Source organism: Cryobacterium sp. Y29 (assembly GCF_002929825.1).
In the GTDB taxonomy this organism is placed as follows: Bacteria; Actinomycetota; Actinomycetes; order Actinomycetales; family Microbacteriaceae; genus Cryobacterium.
The window spans coordinates 1-16,035 of record NZ_PJJN01000025.1; the positions used below are offsets into that span (position 1 = coordinate 1).

The window sequence follows — 16,035 nt, forward strand, 5'->3', positions numbered from 1 at the left end:
TACGCTTCGGCTCAGATCACCGCATTCGCGGCCGCGAATGGCATCACCCGGTCGATGGGATACACCGGAATTTGCTGGGATTGTGACACGATCAGCTCAGCAGGCTTGGTCGCGGCTTGACCCGTGTTGGGATTGACCGCCGCTCAACCGTGGCGTGTCCTTGTGTTGATCTGTCGACCTCGGCCCAGTCTGGAGCAGGGTTCCGCCTGCTAAGCCATGTCCCAATAGGGGCCTTGCCCCGGGTGTTCCCTGCCCGTGTGTATCGTCACAGTCCTGACTGACTTTCTTCGCGGAACCGCCTTCGATAGAACAGCGAATGAAAGGCCAACTAAATGCCCGCCCCCGTTTTAAAGCGCCCTCGCAAACCTCATGGGGTATTCCACGGCGAAGGAGTAATCCTCGGCGTCGATACGCATAAAGATGTTCACGTCGGAGCCGTCCTCACGATGGCTGGGGTGCTTCTAGCAACCCACAGTTTCGCAACCACCAGTGCCGGCTATCAGGCTCTCTTGTTGTGGGCTTACCGTTTCGGTGAGGTGAGCGCGGCGGGAATCGAGTGCACCGGCTCATACGGTTCAGCGTTGATGAAATACCTCCACACACAACATGTGCTGGTCTTCGAGGTCAACCAACCCGATCGTGCGTTACGGCGAAAAGCGGGGAAAACAGACGCAGTCGATGCCGAAGCTGCCGGACGAGCAGTGCTCGCGGGTCGCTCGTTATCGACCCCGAAGGACGGTATCGGAGGAAGCGAGAACCTTCGCCAGATGCGGTTAGTGAAGTCCTCAGCGGTGAAAGCACGCACGACCGCGATCAACCAACTCAAAGGACTCGTCGTGGGCGCTGAACCCGGTCTGCGAGACGAGCTACGAGGGCTGACCACGAAAGCTCTCACCCGGGCTTGTGCGGTCATACTGCCCACCAGTGTCGAGCGGATGCTGATGGCAGAACTTGCCCACCGGATCAGCTACCTCACCGACGAACTCACCCGCCTGAAAACAGTCATGACGCAGACAGTCACGGCCTGCGTACCAGAACTCCGCCAACGATCCGGTATCGGCTACGACAGTGCTGCAGCGCTGATCATCGCTGTCGGTGACAACCCGGAACGGATGACGAACGAGGCATCCTTCGCGGCCCTGTGCGGGGTGAGCCCGGTCGAGTTCTCATCCGGGCAAACAACGAAACGTCGACTCAACCGGGGCGGCAACCGACAAGCCAACGCCGCCCTCTATCGCATCGTGCTCACCCGACTTCGATGGGACCCACGCACCCAGGAATACCTGAAAAACCGTACCGAGAAAGGCAAAAGCAAACGAGATGTCATCCGCTGCCTGAAACGCTACATCGCCCGCGAAATATTCACCATCATCAAAACTATCCCTGACCAGCCCAAACACCGAACACTGGTCGATTTGACACCATAGGGGCATCAACGCCATGGCTGAGAGCTTCTTCGCAACACTGAAAACGGAGTTCTACTACCGACGGATCTGGCCCACCCGGGACCGGGCGATTCGAGACGTCGCGGCGTGGATCGAGGACCGCTACAACCGTCGCCGTCGCCACTCCTCGATCGGGCACGTCACGCCTGTGGACTTCGAGCTGCAATACTCGTCACAGGCCGCAAAGATCCAACTCGCCGCTTAACCCGTGTCCACTCTCCGGGGTCAAGGCCAGTCCGGCATCAGGTGCACGCACGAACCCTGCGTCTGGTTTGCCGACTGAGCTGTAATTGTTCTGGAGTCGCTTGAGCTTGCGAACGGATCGTGCAATGACGAAGCATCCAAGGATTAGCAGGAGAGCGCCAGAGACGATTAAGAAAACGGAAAGCCCGACTGGGTGGCTTCCAAGCCCGAACAGTCCTTGCGGCCAGAGCATTGTTGAACCGGCAACGAAGACGATGCCTACGACGAGGACCCCACGCGTAAGGGTCTGGCTGTGGCGCCGCGCATCGTCGGCCGCGACCAGTGCTTTCGCGTTGGACGAGGGGTTCTCAGAGCTCTGATCTCCAGTCTTCATCATGTGGATACTGTATGTCCAGGATTTTCGTACCGTCAGTATTCTTTGCTGCGTGACGGCCGACAAATACCGCAACGATGAGGCAAATGCCCCACGTTTCCCTCGACGACACCATCGCGATCCTCCGCTCAGCCTGGCGAGCCGCAGGGGCGCCCCCGCACATGTGACGTTCCACACGCGGGGCGACCATGCTGTCAGGGCTGTCATTTGGACGTCGATCAGGTCTCACCCAGGTGCAGCCGAACACAGATTTGTAGCCTCTCCGCAGCAGCGAGAGCACCGTGTCGCGAAGGACGCGGTGTCTTCCAAAAGCCTTCGACGCTTGGCGGAGGGCCTGGCGAAATCAGGCGAGTCTTCGCGTCAGTGTTCGATCTCTTCATTGTGCGCCCGCAAGACGTTCCCTTTGCGGGCTGGTCAACCCGCCGGCCGCGCGCACGAGTTGATGTCTATACGTCCACGACGGTAGAAGTAGTAAATGGCCTGCTATCGGATCCCGGGGTCGAAGGTCGTGTTGGGTGGGATCAAGGAGTTGTCGCAGCACTAAGGTCTGCAGCGGCTTTCTTTGCCTCGGTTGCGGTCGCGAACATAAGTGTCAGCGGACTGCTGGTGAGCGGGTCCTTCACGAGCGGTGCTGAGAGGACGCGTCCGTCGAGGACCATCGCCAGGTTCTTGTTCAGTGCCTTGCTGGAAGCCGCGCTGAGTGTTTCGGCATCTGTGTCATTGAGATCAAGGGTCACGGCGTTTGTCGATCCCTGATCGTCGGAAAGTGTTACGGAATCTGGTGTGATCTCACCCAGGACTTGTGCCAATTCGTATGAGGTGGTTCCTGCCTGATCGCACGCGGGGGCCGCATCGTCTGAGGTCAGGACCGGCGCTGTGCATGGAGCGTCAACGGAAGAAATCACGAGCCGAAGTTGAAGCGGTTTCCCAGGCGAATTCGTGTCGCCGGCAGTCGTAGTACTGCACCCCGTGAGAAGCATCGCAAGGGAGGCACAAGCAAGGACGAGGGATAAATCGGGACGCGCCCGATTATTGAGTCGAGGTCTCACATTTGAGCGTGACCATGTTGTAGTCGACATTTTGAATTCCCCCATCGTTGCGGCACTAAGAACCTTCCTACAACATCGCAGTGAATCGGACATGTGTCAAACGGTTCAGTGGCACGAACGAAGAAACTTGTGCCCGCCGACGGACTCTTAGCGTCCCGCAAGGGGTTCCCCTATCGGGAACGGACCCAGAGCCAGCGATCGCAGGGAGCTAAGAGGCCCACTCTTCGGCGACGATCTGCATCGATGCTGTCGCACGGTATGCCTCGATGTCGTCGGCGGCGAGAATGGCGGTGATCAGCTCTTCGGTTCCTGAGACATAGACGCTCGCGCCGTAGAGGTCGTTACCGACTGCCCACACACCATCCGCGGGCATCCACCACTGAGCACTTCTGCCGCCGGCCATCCCGTCGAAGGGCTCCCCGCCATCGGCGAGGTCGCCGGCGAGAATGAGTACTTTACGACCGGGCAGGATCTTAATGCTTGCCGTGTCTCGTAGGTCATCGCGCATCCCGGCGTACCCTTCCCAGACGAGGAAGAAACACTCGGTGGGTGCGGACGTGTGCGCTCGGAGAAGCCGCGCGAGCGTTGCGGCCACGACGGGTTCGATGGTCCCAATTGTGCGATTTACTTCCCGCGCGCCGTTGTTGAGGTCGGTCCACTTCGTAGTTGCGTCCACCTCGGACTGCTCCGCAGCAAAGGTCCACCAGGCGAGGGGCTGACCGTTATCGTCGTGCAGGGGATTCATCACACGCGCATATGAAACGTGCCCACGAGGCAGGTAGTCACCCACGGTCATCGATCCACCCTGGAGAGATGGCAGCTCAGCGATGACGTGCGGGACGAGGCCAATCGGATGCAATGCCATCTCCGCACCCTATCGAGTAATCAAGGTCAGCCCGATGACGATCTGTCGGGATAGAGCTCTCCCTTGCGGGTCGCCCCAAGCCATCGCGGCGGGGCTATCCCGACGGCTTAGGGAAATGCAGAGGATCACACTCGGCGCAATATCCCCTCCGTCCCTCTGGTCTCGAGTCGTTGCGTTGCCGATAACGAGACTGGTCGGGCCACCAAAGGTACGAGAAACGCAAGTCGTCGCGTCCCGTAGAAGGTTCAGCTCGCGGTACGGGCGCAACTGGGCTAGTTGTACCCGGCCATGACGTTAGTGACGTTAGGCCGATCATGAAGCTCCGCCCGACCACCCCTCGGAATAGCGCGACCGCCCACATAACGAAACCACTCAGGATTACGCACCGTGGCATGAGGACCATCCGGCGCGAGCGCCTGACCCGGCCTGGCCAGCGCGCGCACAATCGCCCGATGGGCGTCAATCGCGCCCCTATCAACAGCCACTACTGAGGGGGATCCGCAGCACGATCCAAGATCGCATCATAAATCGCACCGTCAATGAGCCCCTCACTCAGTGCACGCCCCACCTCGTCAAATGACCCAGAAGCAGACACCAAGAGCGAATCAAAACCATCTGTCGGCGCCTCCGACGGGTAGACCCATCGGCCCAACTCATCAACGATCTGGGCCCGAGTCAACTCCCCCGTGGCATACCGCTGCGCAATCTCATACGGAGACGCACCAGAAAACCCCGGTACCAGCTCCACCACCTTTGCCGCCGTCCGCAACGCAGAATGAATCGTCGGCTGCTTCACCCCCAACTGCGACGCAAGCTCCGTCTGGCTCATGATCGCAGCCAAGCGACGCAACTCCCGAAGGTAATCGAGACGGTCAAGGTCAAGCCGCTGGCGCAACGTCCGCGCCTTCTGAACCTCAGGGCGGTAACTAATCGTGGTCATTCAAACCACCTCCTATAGACCATTCTATAACACGTGTATAGAACTATCTATAGGCTAGTTGTCAATCTCAGAAGACGTACGTGCGGAGCGGCGCAGTCAGCCGCGACAGCCTCGCAAAAGCGATCTGGTCAACAATCATCATCCAGCCGGGCGCTCAGGACGCGGCGAACTCATCCAGAGCCCGTGGGCAGGCCGCTGGGAACGGTCCCGGGCCGGTGACGAGCGCGGCCTCCGCGTGAACTGCTCCGCGTTCAATGGAGGTCCGGGCCACCCGCCTCGTTGAGTTCGTCGAGTACGCTGATCGCCTCGTCGGAATCGTCGGAATCGTCGGGGCTGTCTAAGTTGTCATCCGTTGTTGATCCGGCAACTTCCTCGGCAGCAAGATAAGGGTACTTCTCAAGCAGAAAGCGCCGCTTGTACGCAACGTCGGCCGCATCAATGATCGCTTCCAAAGTGGTCCAATTGAAGGTACCGCCAACAAGGATTCCGACTGCGGGTACGACCTTTCCGAGCCCTTGCTTGGTGAGACGAAAGCTGAACTTCTTCGCGAACTCCCCGGAGACCCTGGCGACAATTGACTTGTCCAGGATCGCCCATGTTTTGCCGCGGATTAGTGCTTGCGTGAGCCGCGAGATGTCGGCCATCGCGGCGGTCTTTGCGGTTGTTGACATCGCCGTCCCAGCATTCACGACAGACATCACGAAGAGCTTCTCGGCAGGCTGGTCAGGATCGTAGCCATAGAGCAACGAAACATGGCCCACTGAGCGTGAGGCGAGTCCGAAAACGACTGCTGCGTCGCCAGCGAAAGCGCCGACGATTGCTGCCCCCGACGGAGCTGCCGCGGCGCCAGCGGAGGTGGCGGCGACGAGTTCACCTCCGGAGATCACAAGCCCTGCACCCATCCCCGAGAGTGCGGCGGAGAGCGGATAGTACCAAGATGCTCCTCGTCCACCGACTGCGTCAATCTGTTGGAGGTCGAGATGACGCAGATCGAAGAGCGATGCAACGTCGTGTCCGCGCTTCTTATGGATCGACACCACGCGTTTGGAGGAAAGGCCCACCCGCGAAATCCGTCCCACAACGCGCCGCGTCGACCCAAAAGCGGCGCCGCTCCAATCGGCCACGCCGTCAGGGAGGGCCGCGGCGGCTTCGCGGGCCCGAGTGCCGATTGCGTGTGTGACGTTCGCACTGATTCCTTGCCCCCGCGAAACGGCAGACTTGGCCCGTGGATGGTTCTCCAAGTACTTCGTGGCACAATCGCCGAGTCCCGCTGCGCCGATTATCACTTGCTCGCCGGCGCTTTTCATCGCTCGGGATAGGGGCCGCCCCTTGAATCGTTGGATGTCACGCCACGCCGCGAGCTCGTAGTCCGAAGGATCTCCCATTACGCAAGAATAGCGACCAACGCCGACCGGCAGCGGGTGCTTCAAGCCGGTGCGTGAGTTAACGTTGTCCGCTTACTCGCATATAGCCGGTGGGCTGATGTCCGCGAGCTCGTCGACAGCAATCTTGGGACGCTCGCGGATGAGAGCGAGGACCGCTACAACCGCCGCCGCCGGCGCTCCTCGATCGGGCACGTCACACCAGTGGACTTCGAGATGCAATACTCGTCACAGGCCGCAGAGATCCAACTCGCCGCTTAACCCGTGTCCACTCTCCGGGGTCAAGGCCATTACGGGGAGGTATGCCGCGGTATAGGGGCAGGCGGTGTTATGGCCGAGGGGTCGGAGTCCAGCAGGTGCTCAGCTGCTCGAGGGGACAGCAGGTCTTCGTCGGTTGCGGTGCTATAGGGCGAGGCGGCGAAGGGCGACGACGGTGATGTCATCATCGGTCAAGTCGGAGCCGGTGATGACCGCGCGAATTCGGAAAATGACATCGGCGGCATCCACGGAGGAGTCGACAATATCTGCAATGTGCCGAAGCGATTCGACGGTCCCGTCATAGAGATCAAGGATGCCGTCGCTGCAACTGACAAGTGTGTCGCCGGGTTCCAGTTGCAGATGGCCGATAGTCCACGCCTCGCCGGAAGAAAGTCCGATGGGAAGGTTATCGGACGCGAGTCGACTCCACGACCCTTGGGCGCTGACGTGGATAGTCAGGCCGTGGCCCGCATCAATGTAGCGGACAGCTCCGGTGCGATCGTCGAGTCGCGCGTGGAACATCGTCGCGAATGTCGACGCGTCCGCTAAGTCAGATGCGAGGGCGTCGGATGCGCGATCAAGCGCGGTGGCGAGGTCGTCATGATTGCGCGCACTTCGAACGACGGCACGCACTGTCGCGGCGATGATGCCGGCTCCCACACCCTTGCCCATCACGTCTCCCAATGTGATCGCGATGCCATTACTGGCTTTGTACCAGTCGAAAAAATCGCCGCTGATCGTTTTGGAAGGAAGGCACATACCTGCAGAGTCGTATCCCACCGCATCCATGCCGCCTGTAGGTAGGAGCGCCTGCTGCACCACAGAAGCTCGCTGCAGTTCCATAAGTGTTGCGTGTTCCTTGGCCTGAAGATCGCTAATATTCCTGCGAGCGAGACGGCCGAGATCGTTGACCACGGCGGCCGCCAGGGTGAACGCGCAAGCGGAGAACAGGCCACGCGCGATCTCGTTCGGGTTGTCTTCGAGCGTAGACCCGAGAAAGAAGGGTACGAGCAACCCACCCAACACGCCGACAAACGCGTAAGCGATGTGACGGCGGCCGGGTGAAGCGGCGATCCAAACGGCTGGCAGGATTGCGAGCGATGCGAAAATCGATGTGCTCTCACCTGTCGCGAAGCGTAAAACTCCGATGACGAGAAAATCAATCGCCGGGATCATGACTATCACCCGCCCTGTCGGGTCCACCCGAGGTAGGATCCCGGCAAGGCCGGTCGCGACGGCCAGCAGCACGGCGGCTGCGATCAGGGCAGGAACGCTGGTGATGTTGGCAGTAGGCACGATGAGTGAGATCACAACGGCGACTGTAAATAGCAGTAGAACCGGAAGCTGTTTCACCAGCGGCGGAAACCCATCCAACACCACCGCCGAAATCGACAGCGCACGGATCGTGAGGCGCTTGTTATGTAATTGACCGGTCACGGTGCAGCGTGGCGCAGCTTGGTAATAGTCCAGATGTTGCGATCTTGTATTCGGTGGTAGTCAAAGTCGTCGACGAGTGCCTGGATGAGCGCCAGACCGCGGCCGGTCTCCGCGAACTCGTCAGGCATGTCCCGCGGACTCAAGTCGATTCGTGCAGGAGACGCAGTATCTTCGAGAACAGCCTTCAGCGCGGCTTCATTCGCTGAAAGTCTAAGGTTACAAATGATCGTGGTTGCGGACGTGCCGTGCTGGATGACGTTGGAGACGATTTCAACGAGCGCTGTCTCGAACATCATCCGGTCCGTCTCGTCAACGTCGCCTTCCTGCGCCCATAGCGTCTCGAGAGCGGAATGCACGACGCCGACTTCATCGGGAGGGGTGCGGAAGTCGATCGTGCACTCAGACATTGTCGTCGATTAGTCCGATAACGGTGTCGCCCAACTGAGACGATGACACCATGTTTAGCTTGCCAAGCCCGCGAATAACCGCGTTATCAATTCCGATTATTTCGCTCGCGAACATTTTTTACCTTTTCTTAGACTGGCTCTTATCAACATCTGTTCGCAAACAGGCGCGGGGTGACCGCCATAACATAGCCCTAACGAGCAGCCAATGCCTTGTTGAGGGCGGTCGTGGACGTCGTTGAACTGTTGATGCGCCAGTCGGTTTCTTTGAGGAAGTGGAACCAGACGAAGCCGGTCACGTCGGTCTGCTTCGCCAGGTAGGTCACTAGGGCAGTGTTCCACTCGGCCTTGGATCCGCCGGACTCGGCCGACGCGGTTTCGGCGATGATGATCGGCTTTCCCGGCGCGAGGGTGCGCAGCTGAGCGAGCCCGGCGTCGAAGAGGGTCGCTGGTGTTTGCCAGGTGCTCCAGGTGGCCGAGGTGCCCCAGTTGTAACCGTCCAGTGCAACGACGTCGACGTACGCGGCGCCGGGGTACAGGCCGGCCAGAGGTGTGGAACCGGTGTACGGGATGTTCGGGCTCCAGACCCAGGAGACGTTCGTGGCTCCGGTGGCGGCGACGACGTCGTGCACGTGGCGCCAGGCCGCGGCGTAGTCGCCCGTGGTATTGCCGTTCACGCCGTCCGCCCAGGGGTACCAGTTGCCGTTCATCTCGTGGCCGTAGCGCAGCATCACCGGCTTTCCCCAGGTGGCCAGGGCCTGGCCCCACTTGGTGAGGTACGCGTCGTAGGCGCCAGCGGTGATGTTGTCCGAGGAGTAAGCCGGCTGGCTGATTCCGCCGCCCCAGCCCCAGGGCTCCCAGGTGATCAGGCTCGTGGCGCCGCGCGCCCGAACGGAGTCGAGCTCGGCGATCGACACGGACTGGTTAAAGTCCTTGTACGACATCACGATCGAGGGGCTCTCGTTCACCAACGCCGCGACCGCGTCGAGTTCGGAGTTCGCTAGGGCGCCACCCGGGGTGGCGACCCCAAAGCGGAGCTTCGACGTGCTGATCGGGGCGCTCGTCGTCGCGGCCTGCTGGATGACGGTGGCGTCGGCCGGGTCCGCGGCGGTGGAGACAGCGGCGAAAGTGACGGTGAAAGAGGCGCTGGCCGTGACCCCCCCGATCAGGGCGGTGACCGGCAGGATGCTCGCTGTCGTGTCGGGAACCGTGAGGTCGGCACTGAAGCTTCCGTTTGCCCAAGTCTTCATGACAAGGCTGGTGGTGCCCATGGTCACCGTGCCCGCCGTGTTCTTGGCGAATCCACGTCCGTTGACGGTGAATGCGGAGCCGACCGGTCCGGTGTTCGAGCTCAACGAGACAGTGGCCGTACTGGACGCGGCCGCGGCGCTGGGAGCGTCGCTAAGGCCGGCGGATCCGGCCAGGACGGTCAGTAACACGACCAAACCCGCGAGCGCAGATCGGATGTGACGGTATGCGCGCATGGAAGCTCCCGGTAAGGGGGAGATTCACTCGGGTACCACGACACAATGCCGCAGTGAAAATCTCTTGTGTCGTAAGAATAGGGCATCGTGGGGCCAGCGGAATTCGCGGGGTCCCCCGGCCACTAATATGAGAAAAGTCACGGTGTGCATGTACCTCATGCCGGCGCAGCGGGGGGACCCAGGAAGGTACCAGCGTGCGAGGAGTGTCCCGCCGTTCTGTCAGCCTGGCACTAGCCGCCCTTGCTCTTGCGCTGCTGATGGGGCCGGCCGTACTCCCGGCTGCTGCCGTACAAGGCGAAACGAATGGCGGCGGCGATGCCGCTGACGTGCTGACACCGGACTCCGGAGCATACTTCGGTTCCATCCTCGACTGGTCCGCCGATAGTGCCAAGGACCAGGCGGACCGGCTGGGATCGCCAAGCGCGGTGTTTGAACACGACGCCGCCGTGCCCTTACCGGAAACGAGCAAGCTCTACCTCGAACAGTTCGTGGACCAGGTGCAAAGTCAGGGAGCATTGGCCCTGATCACCCTCACGCCCACGGTGGCGCTGGCGGATGTGGACGCCAGCGTCGCCAAGGCCGTGGTTGACGACCTGGTTGACGTGCTGGGCGACCAGGACCAGCCCGCTTACTTACGCTTCGCCCCTGATATGAACAGTTCCTGGACGGCGTGGGGGCAACAGCCCTCGGCGTATCGGCAGGCTTTCACCATCGTGGCCGACGCCGTGCACGCCCGACTCAGCAACGCCGTGGTGGTGTGGTCGCCCGCTGCTGGTGAGGACTATCCGTTCACCGCCGCGCGCGCGGCGGACACCGACTTGCTCAGGGAACTCGACACCGACAAAAGCGGAGTGGTCGACGGCGCCGACGACGCTTACTCTCCGTACTATCCCGGGCCGAACGTAGCGGACTGGGTGGGGCTCTCCCTCTACCACGACGACACCGGCGGCGGCGAGGCCGTGAACGTCGTACCCGCAGAGGGGGAGTTGGCTGACCAGCTTGGTCCGATCAGTGCAGTGGCGTCCGACGACGACTTCTATGCGCGCTACTCAGAGGCCACGAAGACTCCGATGCTGTTGGAGACGGCAGCATTCTTCAGCGAGTCCGCCGCAGGTGCGACAGAGTTGGCGGTCAAGCAGGCGTGGTGGCGTCAAGTCTTCGCCGCATCTACGGACGGCGAGTACGACAACCTCGGCGTCGTCCTGTGGCGGGACACCACTTCGACCAGATCTGTCGTGGGGGAGGTCTCGATCGACTGGAGCGTCACCCTGGGAGGGCCGACGCTCGCCGCCGTCGCGGACGACCTTGCCGCCAGCAGCCTGGTGCTCGCGCCAGTGCTCGAACCTGCGGGTACACCACCCCTGCGGGCCACCGCGACCGCCGGGTTGACCCTGGCCGGATGGCCAGCCTGGCTTGTTGTGGGCGGCGTCCTGGCGGCCACGGCCGGGCTGTTCGCCTGGGCCCGCCTGGCGCGCAACCGGGTCACGGTGCTGTACCGGGAGGAGCGGAACCGGGACCTGCGCATCGACATGTTCCGGGGCATCGCCATCGTCTTCGTCGTGGTCAACCACGTCGGCCTGGTGTCGCTGTTCCAAACTGGCACCCAGGAGGCGGTGGGCATGGTCTCCGGCGCCGAACTGTTCGTGCTGCTCTCGGGCGTGGTGCTCGGCATGGTCTACCGGCCCCGGCTGGAGGCCGGCAAGCTCGGCGAGGTGATCATCCGAACCGGCGAGCGGGCCTGGAAGCTGTACCGCACCGCGCTGGCGGTGATCCTGTTGGTCTTCCTCCTGGGCGTGCTGCCGTTCGTGAACGGCACCGCCGTCACCACCTACACCGACCAGGGCGTCGGCGCCGGGGGAAGCTCCGCCACCGGCCGGGTCTACGACCTCTACACGAATGTCGACCAGCTGCTGGCCTATCCGGCCAACCCGCAGATCTTCGTCGACTTGGCCCTGCTGCGCCTGGGGCCCTGGCAGTTCAACGTCATGGGTCTCTACGTGATCCTGCTGGCCCTGTCGCCGCTGATCTTTTGGGCCCTGTCGCGTCGCTGGGCGGTCGGCGTCCTGGCGGGTAGTTGGGGCATGTATGCCGTAGGCGCCCTAACGCACTGGCGCCTGTTGCCGTCGCAGTTCGAGGACTCCTTCCCCCTACTGGTCTGGCAGGTGCTCTTCGTCACCGGCATGGTCGCGGGGTACCACCGCCGCGAGGTCATCGCCTGGTTCCGCACCCGGGCCGGCACGGTTGTGCTCGGCATAGTGATCCTGGCCTGCGTGGCCCTGATGCTGTTCTCCTGGAACAACCCGTACCTGTCCAGCGCCTGGGATGTGCGCCTGGCCCTGGTGCCCGACAACACGTTCCGGCTTCTGTACCGCGCCTTCTTTGAACGCACCTATTTAGAAATAGGCCGACTCCTCAACGTACTGATACTCGTGGTCACCGGCTTCGCCGTGCTGACCGCGTTCTGGCGGCCGCTTAATGCGGCGCTGGGTTGGTTCTTCATCCCGCTCGGCCAGGCCACCCTGTACGTGTTCATCGTGCACGTGTTCTTCGCGCTGATCGCCTCGAACATCCCCGCCCTGGCCACCGGGAACGTGTGGCTGAACACCGCCGTGTACGTCGTCATCCTCGGCCTGCACTGGGTAATGGTGAAGACCAAATTCCTGTTCCGGGTGGTGCCACGATGACCACCGGCGCCGAGGCTAACGTGACGACCGCCGGCGACCGCCGGCAGGCAGTGCTGGGCTCGCTCGGCCTGCTGGCCAACGAACCGGAAACCATGTTCGACCGGGTGATGGCGATGGCGGCCGGCTTCTTCCGGATGGACCGGGCCGCGATCGTGCTGGCCGGCCGGGACACCCTGGTGGTCAAGGCGCAGTTCGGCGGTGACCTGGCCCGGCCGGAGTTCTCCGGGAGCTTCACCGAAGCGGCCATCGCGACCCGCACGTTGCTCGTGGTCGACGATGCCAGCACCGACCCCCGGTTCGCCCGCAACTCGATCGTCGACGACCCCAACGGCGTCCGCCTGTACGTGGGCATTCCCCTGCACGCTCCCGGCGGGGAGGCGATCGGCGCCTTCGCCATGTCGAGCACCCGAACGCGTCCGTTCGGTGAGACCGAGCGCACCCAGGTACGCCGCATCGCGGCCTGGCTCGAGGAAGAATTGGCCAGCCAGAAGGAGACGACCAGGGCCGCTGAGGTGCAGCACGCGTTGCAGCCGAAAGCATCGGTGAAACTGCCCGGATACGAAGTAGTCGGCACCTCCACACCCGCGCGCGCGGTGGACGGTGATTTCTTCGACTGGTATTCCGTGCCAGGTAGCCTCGGCCTGACCCTGGCGGATGTAATGGGTAAGGGCGTCGGGGCAGCACTTGTCGCAGCCACCGTGCGCGCGGTCATCCACACCTCCGCGGGCAATTCGGGCGTGGCCGCCACGGTGCGTCGCGCGGCCCGACTGCTCGAGCTCGACCTCGAGGACACCGATTCGTTTGTCACCCTTTTCCATGCGCAGCGCCGTCAGGCCGATGGGCGGCTGCGTTACGTCTATGCCGGCCACGGTCTGACCTTGGTCGTGCGCGCTGACGGGCGGAGCGAACAGCTAGCCCATGCGAACTTGCCGCTGGGTACCGGCCTAGAACCCGATTGGCAGCGGCACACCGTGTGGCTCGAGGAGGGCGACACCCTGATCAGCTTCAGCGACGGCGTGCTCGACCTGTTCGATGGCAGCCTCGCTTCGCTCGAGGAGGTGGCCGACATCGTCCGATACACCAAGACCGCCGCTGAAGCGGTGTCTGTTTTGACAATGATGGCCGAGTACGCGGAAGACTCCGATGACGTGGTTGTAATCGCTGTGCGCAGGAAGGGGAGACGCTGATGCAGATGCTGTTGTTGCGAATCGTGATCGTGCTCACGCTCGCCCTGGGGATCAACTACGTCGCCTGGCGCTGGTTGTTCTCCCTCAACTTCGACGCGTGGTGGATCGCCCTCGCCCTGGTGCTCGCCGAAACCTACAGCCTCATCGACGTGTGCCTGTTCGGCCTGACCATGTGGCGCTCGCGCACCCGCCCGCTGCCGCCGCCGCCCGCGGAGGGTGCCACGGTGGACGTGTTGATCACCTCGTACAACGAACCGATCGAGATGGTGATGGACACCGCACTGGCCGCGAAGGCCATCCGCCATCCGCACAACACCTGGGTCCTCGACGACGGCTCGCGCCCCGAGATGCGCGCCGCGGCCGAGGCGGCCGGCATCGGCTACATCACCCGCGGCGCCGAGTGGGACGACCAGCCCCGGCACGCGAAAGCCGGGAACGTCAACAATGCGCTCATGCAGACGGCCGGCGAATACATCCTGATCCTGGACGCCGACCAGATCCCCCGGCCGCAGATCCTCGACAACACCCTGGGCTATTTCACCGACGACCGGGTCGCCCTCGTGCAGACGCCGCAGGTGTTCACCAACGTGCCGCTGACCGACCCGCTCGGCAGCCAGGCGCCGTTGTTCTACGGTCCTATCCAGCAGGGCAAGGATGGCTGGAACGCGGCGTTCTTCTGCGGGTCGAACGCGGTCCTGCGCCGGGACGCTCTCATGCAGCTGGGCATCACCGGGTACGTGGAGGAGCTGGACGGGTCCATCTGGGCCACGCTGCGCACGGCCGCCCGAGTGCTGCGCCGGGCACGCACCTCCGACGCCGCCGGGCAGCCGGCCGTGCAGGAGGCTCTCAGCGCCGTCTCCGACGCGATCGCGCACGCCCGGTCGCGGCTCAAGCGCGGCGACCATTACGCCGAGATCACCTACGACCTGCAACGCCAGGTGGATGCCGCCGCCTCGTCGATCGTGGCCGGCGACCTCGCCGGGCTGCAGAGCGACCTGGCCGAGATCCGGGAGCTCGCCGCCGTCGCCAGCGGCGACGGGGGATCCAGCATGGATCATTTCCTCGACATGGAGACCACCGTCGCGGCGCTCGCCACCCGCGAGCTGTCACCCCTGAACGCCCTGGAAACCGTGCAGGCGGTGCTCCGGGCCATCGACATCGACCGCGCCGACGAAGCCCAGCCGGTCATGCCGCTGGCCACCATCTCGGTCACCGAGGACATGGCCACCTCGATGCGGCTGCACGGCCTGGGCTGGAAGAGCGTCTACCACCACGAGACACTTGCCGACGGCCTGGCCCCGGAAGATGTGGGCACCATGCTGACCCAGCGGCTGCGCTGGGCGCAGGGCACCATGCAAGTACTGCTGCGGGAGAACCCGCTGCTACAGCGCCGGCTAGCTTGGCCACAGAGGCTGATGTATTTCGCCACCATGTGGAGCTACCTGAGCGGCTTCGCAGCGATCGTGTACTTCGCGGCGCCGATCGTTTTCCTGGTCTTTGGCATCTTACCTGTGTCTACGAACGCGTTCGACTTCTTCATCCGCTTCATCCCGTTCATGGTCGCCAACCAGCTCCTGTTCCTGGTCGCCGCCCGCGGCATCCCCACCTGGCGGGGCCAACAGTACAGCCTCGCGTTGTTCCCGGTCTGGATCGAAGCCTGCCGTACCGCTTTCAACAACGTCGTGTTGCGCATCCCACTTGGCTTCGCCGTCACCCCCAAGACCCGGCCGGTCTCGACCGGCCCACAGTGGCACCTGATTAAGACGCAGATCGTGGTTTCGGCCATGCTCGTCGTAGCGATCCTGATCGGTTGTGTGCGTCTGTTCGTGAGCGGTGCCGAACCGATCGGCACCGCCGTGAACATATTTTGGGCCGTCTACGACCTCGTCGTGCTCGGCATTCTCGTCACCGCGGCCCGGTACACCGGGCACAATCCCCAGGAAAGTAGCACAGAATGAAATTCGAGACCTCACCGATCGGCGACACCATCGCCGCCATTCGAGGCGCGGGCCGGCTGAACATGGTGTCAGCGTCCGCGCTGCGCGAGACCGTGAGCGAGGCGCTCAGTACCGGCCGCACGCGGATCGTGGTCGACTTCAGCGGCATCGACTTCGTGGACTCTTCGGGCCTGGGCGCGCTGATCGGCTGCCTGAAGAGTGCCCGGCAGGCTGGCGGCGATCTGCGCATCGCCCAGCCCACTGCCCAGGTCACTATGGTGCTGCAGCTATCCAACCTCGACCGGGTGCTCAAGAGCTACAACTCCACCGAGGAAGCCTACGGTGAATGACTCTGTTGGCGTCCTCAAGCTGAGCTCGCCCCCGAA

14 protein-coding genes are annotated in these 16,035 nt (G+C 62.8%); 6 read left to right on the forward strand and 8 right to left on the reverse strand.

The genetic code is table 11. The features are described 5' to 3' along the window. Nucleotides 1-332: 332 nt before the first annotated feature. Nucleotides 333-1,427: an IS110 family transposase gene (locus CXY74_RS02185; protein WP_104198920.1), complete on the forward strand. Its 1,095-nt coding sequence runs from the start codon at nucleotides 333-335 to the stop codon at nucleotides 1,425-1,427. A gap of 13 nt (nucleotides 1,428-1,440) precedes the next feature. Next, nucleotides 1,441-1,650: an integrase core domain-containing protein gene (locus CXY74_RS02190; protein ID WP_104198921.1), complete on the forward strand. Its 210-nt coding sequence runs from the start codon at nucleotides 1,441-1,443 to the stop codon at nucleotides 1,648-1,650. Here CXY74_RS02190 and CXY74_RS17240 read toward each other — a convergent pair. The 8 genes from CXY74_RS17240 to CXY74_RS02230 all read right to left on the reverse strand — a co-directional run bounded on the left by CXY74_RS17240 (nucleotide 1,618) and on the right by CXY74_RS02230 (nucleotide 9,841). Then, nucleotides 1,618-2,025 (reverse strand): hypothetical protein, encoded by a 408-nt coding sequence (locus CXY74_RS17240; protein ID WP_146070028.1) that lies wholly within the window; start codon nucleotides 2,023-2,025, stop codon nucleotides 1,618-1,620. The two genes, CXY74_RS02190 and CXY74_RS17240, sit on opposite strands and share 33 nt — an antisense overlap. Before the next feature lie 518 nt (nucleotides 2,026-2,543). Beyond that, nucleotides 2,544-2,759 carry a hypothetical protein gene (locus CXY74_RS02200; protein ID WP_104198923.1) on the reverse strand — a complete coding sequence of 72 codons (216 nt, stop codon included), beginning with the start codon at nucleotides 2,757-2,759 and terminating at the stop codon, nucleotides 2,544-2,546. A 520-nt stretch (nucleotides 2,760-3,279) separates the two neighbouring features. Further along, nucleotides 3,280-3,936, reverse strand: coding sequence for a hypothetical protein (locus CXY74_RS02205; protein ID WP_104198924.1), 657 nt, complete (start codon nucleotides 3,934-3,936; stop codon nucleotides 3,280-3,282). A 484-nt stretch (nucleotides 3,937-4,420) separates the two neighbouring features. After that, nucleotides 4,421-4,876 (reverse strand): hypothetical protein, encoded by a 456-nt coding sequence (locus tag CXY74_RS02210; RefSeq protein WP_104198925.1) that lies wholly within the window; start codon nucleotides 4,874-4,876, stop codon nucleotides 4,421-4,423. A gap of 251 nt (nucleotides 4,877-5,127) precedes the next feature. Beyond that, complete coding sequence (locus CXY74_RS02215) at nucleotides 5,128-6,261, reverse strand: EcsC family protein (protein WP_233193171.1); 1,134 nt, start codon at nucleotides 6,259-6,261, stop codon at nucleotides 5,128-5,130. A gap of 399 nt (nucleotides 6,262-6,660) precedes the next feature. Next, complete coding sequence (locus CXY74_RS02220; RefSeq protein ID WP_104198927.1) at nucleotides 6,661-7,953, reverse strand: PP2C family protein-serine/threonine phosphatase; 1,293 nt, start codon at nucleotides 7,951-7,953, stop codon at nucleotides 6,661-6,663. Then, nucleotides 7,950-8,360 (reverse strand): ATP-binding protein, encoded by a 411-nt coding sequence (locus CXY74_RS02225; RefSeq protein WP_104198928.1) that lies wholly within the window; start codon nucleotides 8,358-8,360, stop codon nucleotides 7,950-7,952. The genes CXY74_RS02220 and CXY74_RS02225 overlap by 4 nt, the downstream gene beginning before the upstream one ends. Before the next feature lie 191 nt (nucleotides 8,361-8,551). Further along, nucleotides 8,552-9,841, reverse strand: a complete 1,290-nt coding sequence (locus CXY74_RS02230; protein WP_104198929.1) for a glycoside hydrolase family 26 protein — start codon at nucleotides 9,839-9,841, stop codon at nucleotides 8,552-8,554. 203 nt (nucleotides 9,842-10,044) lie between these two features. On the opposite strand from CXY74_RS02230, the gene opgC reads away from it, so the two are divergent. Genes opgC through CXY74_RS02250 form a run of 4 tightly spaced genes read left to right on the forward strand, consistent with a single transcriptional unit; the run spans nucleotide 10,045 to nucleotide 15,999 of the window. Further along, nucleotides 10,045-12,525, forward strand: coding sequence for an OpgC domain-containing protein (opgC, locus tag CXY74_RS02235; RefSeq protein ID WP_233193172.1), 2,481 nt, complete (start codon nucleotides 10,045-10,047; stop codon nucleotides 12,523-12,525). Continuing rightward, nucleotides 12,522-13,712: a PP2C family protein-serine/threonine phosphatase gene (locus CXY74_RS02240; RefSeq protein WP_104198930.1), complete on the forward strand. Its 1,191-nt coding sequence runs from the start codon at nucleotides 12,522-12,524 to the stop codon at nucleotides 13,710-13,712. Before opgC ends, CXY74_RS02240 begins: the two co-directional genes overlap by 4 nt. Then, nucleotides 13,712-15,670 (forward strand): glycosyltransferase family 2 protein, encoded by a 1,959-nt coding sequence (locus CXY74_RS02245; protein ID WP_104198931.1) that lies wholly within the window; start codon nucleotides 13,712-13,714, stop codon nucleotides 15,668-15,670. The genes CXY74_RS02240 and CXY74_RS02245 overlap by 1 nt, the downstream gene beginning before the upstream one ends. Further along, entirely contained in the window at nucleotides 15,667-15,999 is a 333-nt protein-coding gene (locus CXY74_RS02250; RefSeq protein WP_104198932.1) for an STAS domain-containing protein, read from the forward strand. The genes CXY74_RS02245 and CXY74_RS02250 overlap by 4 nt, the downstream gene beginning before the upstream one ends. Nucleotides 16,000-16,035 lie beyond the last annotated feature (36 nt).

Bases quoted from the DNA above. Each gene is read 5' to 3' on its own strand.
- CXY74_RS02185 (WP_104198920.1), top strand. From the start codon at position 333: ATGCCCGCCCCCGTTTTAAAGCGCCCTCGCAAACCTCATGGGGTATTC.
- CXY74_RS02190 (WP_104198921.1), top strand. From the start codon at position 1,441: ATGGCTGAGAGCTTCTTCGCAACACTGAAAACGGAGTTCTACTACCGA.
- CXY74_RS17240 (WP_146070028.1), bottom strand. From the start codon at position 2,025: ATGATGAAGACTGGAGATCAGAGCTCTGAGAACCCCTCGTCCAACGCG.
- CXY74_RS02205 (WP_104198924.1), bottom strand. From the start codon at position 3,936: ATGGCATTGCATCCGATTGGCCTCGTCCCGCACGTCATCGCTGAGCTG.
- CXY74_RS02210 (WP_104198925.1), bottom strand. From the start codon at position 4,876: ATGACCACGATTAGTTACCGCCCTGAGGTTCAGAAGGCGCGGACGTTG.
- CXY74_RS02215 (WP_233193171.1), bottom strand. From the start codon at position 6,261: ATGGGAGATCCTTCGGACTACGAGCTCGCGGCGTGGCGTGACATCCAA.
- CXY74_RS02225 (WP_104198928.1), bottom strand. From the start codon at position 8,360: ATGTCTGAGTGCACGATCGACTTCCGCACCCCTCCCGATGAAGTCGGC.
- CXY74_RS02230 (WP_104198929.1), bottom strand. From the start codon at position 9,841: ATGCGCGCATACCGTCACATCCGATCTGCGCTCGCGGGTTTGGTCGTG.
- CXY74_RS02240 (WP_104198930.1), top strand. From the start codon at position 12,522: ATGACCACCGGCGCCGAGGCTAACGTGACGACCGCCGGCGACCGCCGG.
- CXY74_RS02245 (WP_104198931.1), top strand. From the start codon at position 13,712: ATGCAGATGCTGTTGTTGCGAATCGTGATCGTGCTCACGCTCGCCCTG.
- CXY74_RS02250 (WP_104198932.1), top strand. From the start codon at position 15,667: ATGAAATTCGAGACCTCACCGATCGGCGACACCATCGCCGCCATTCGA.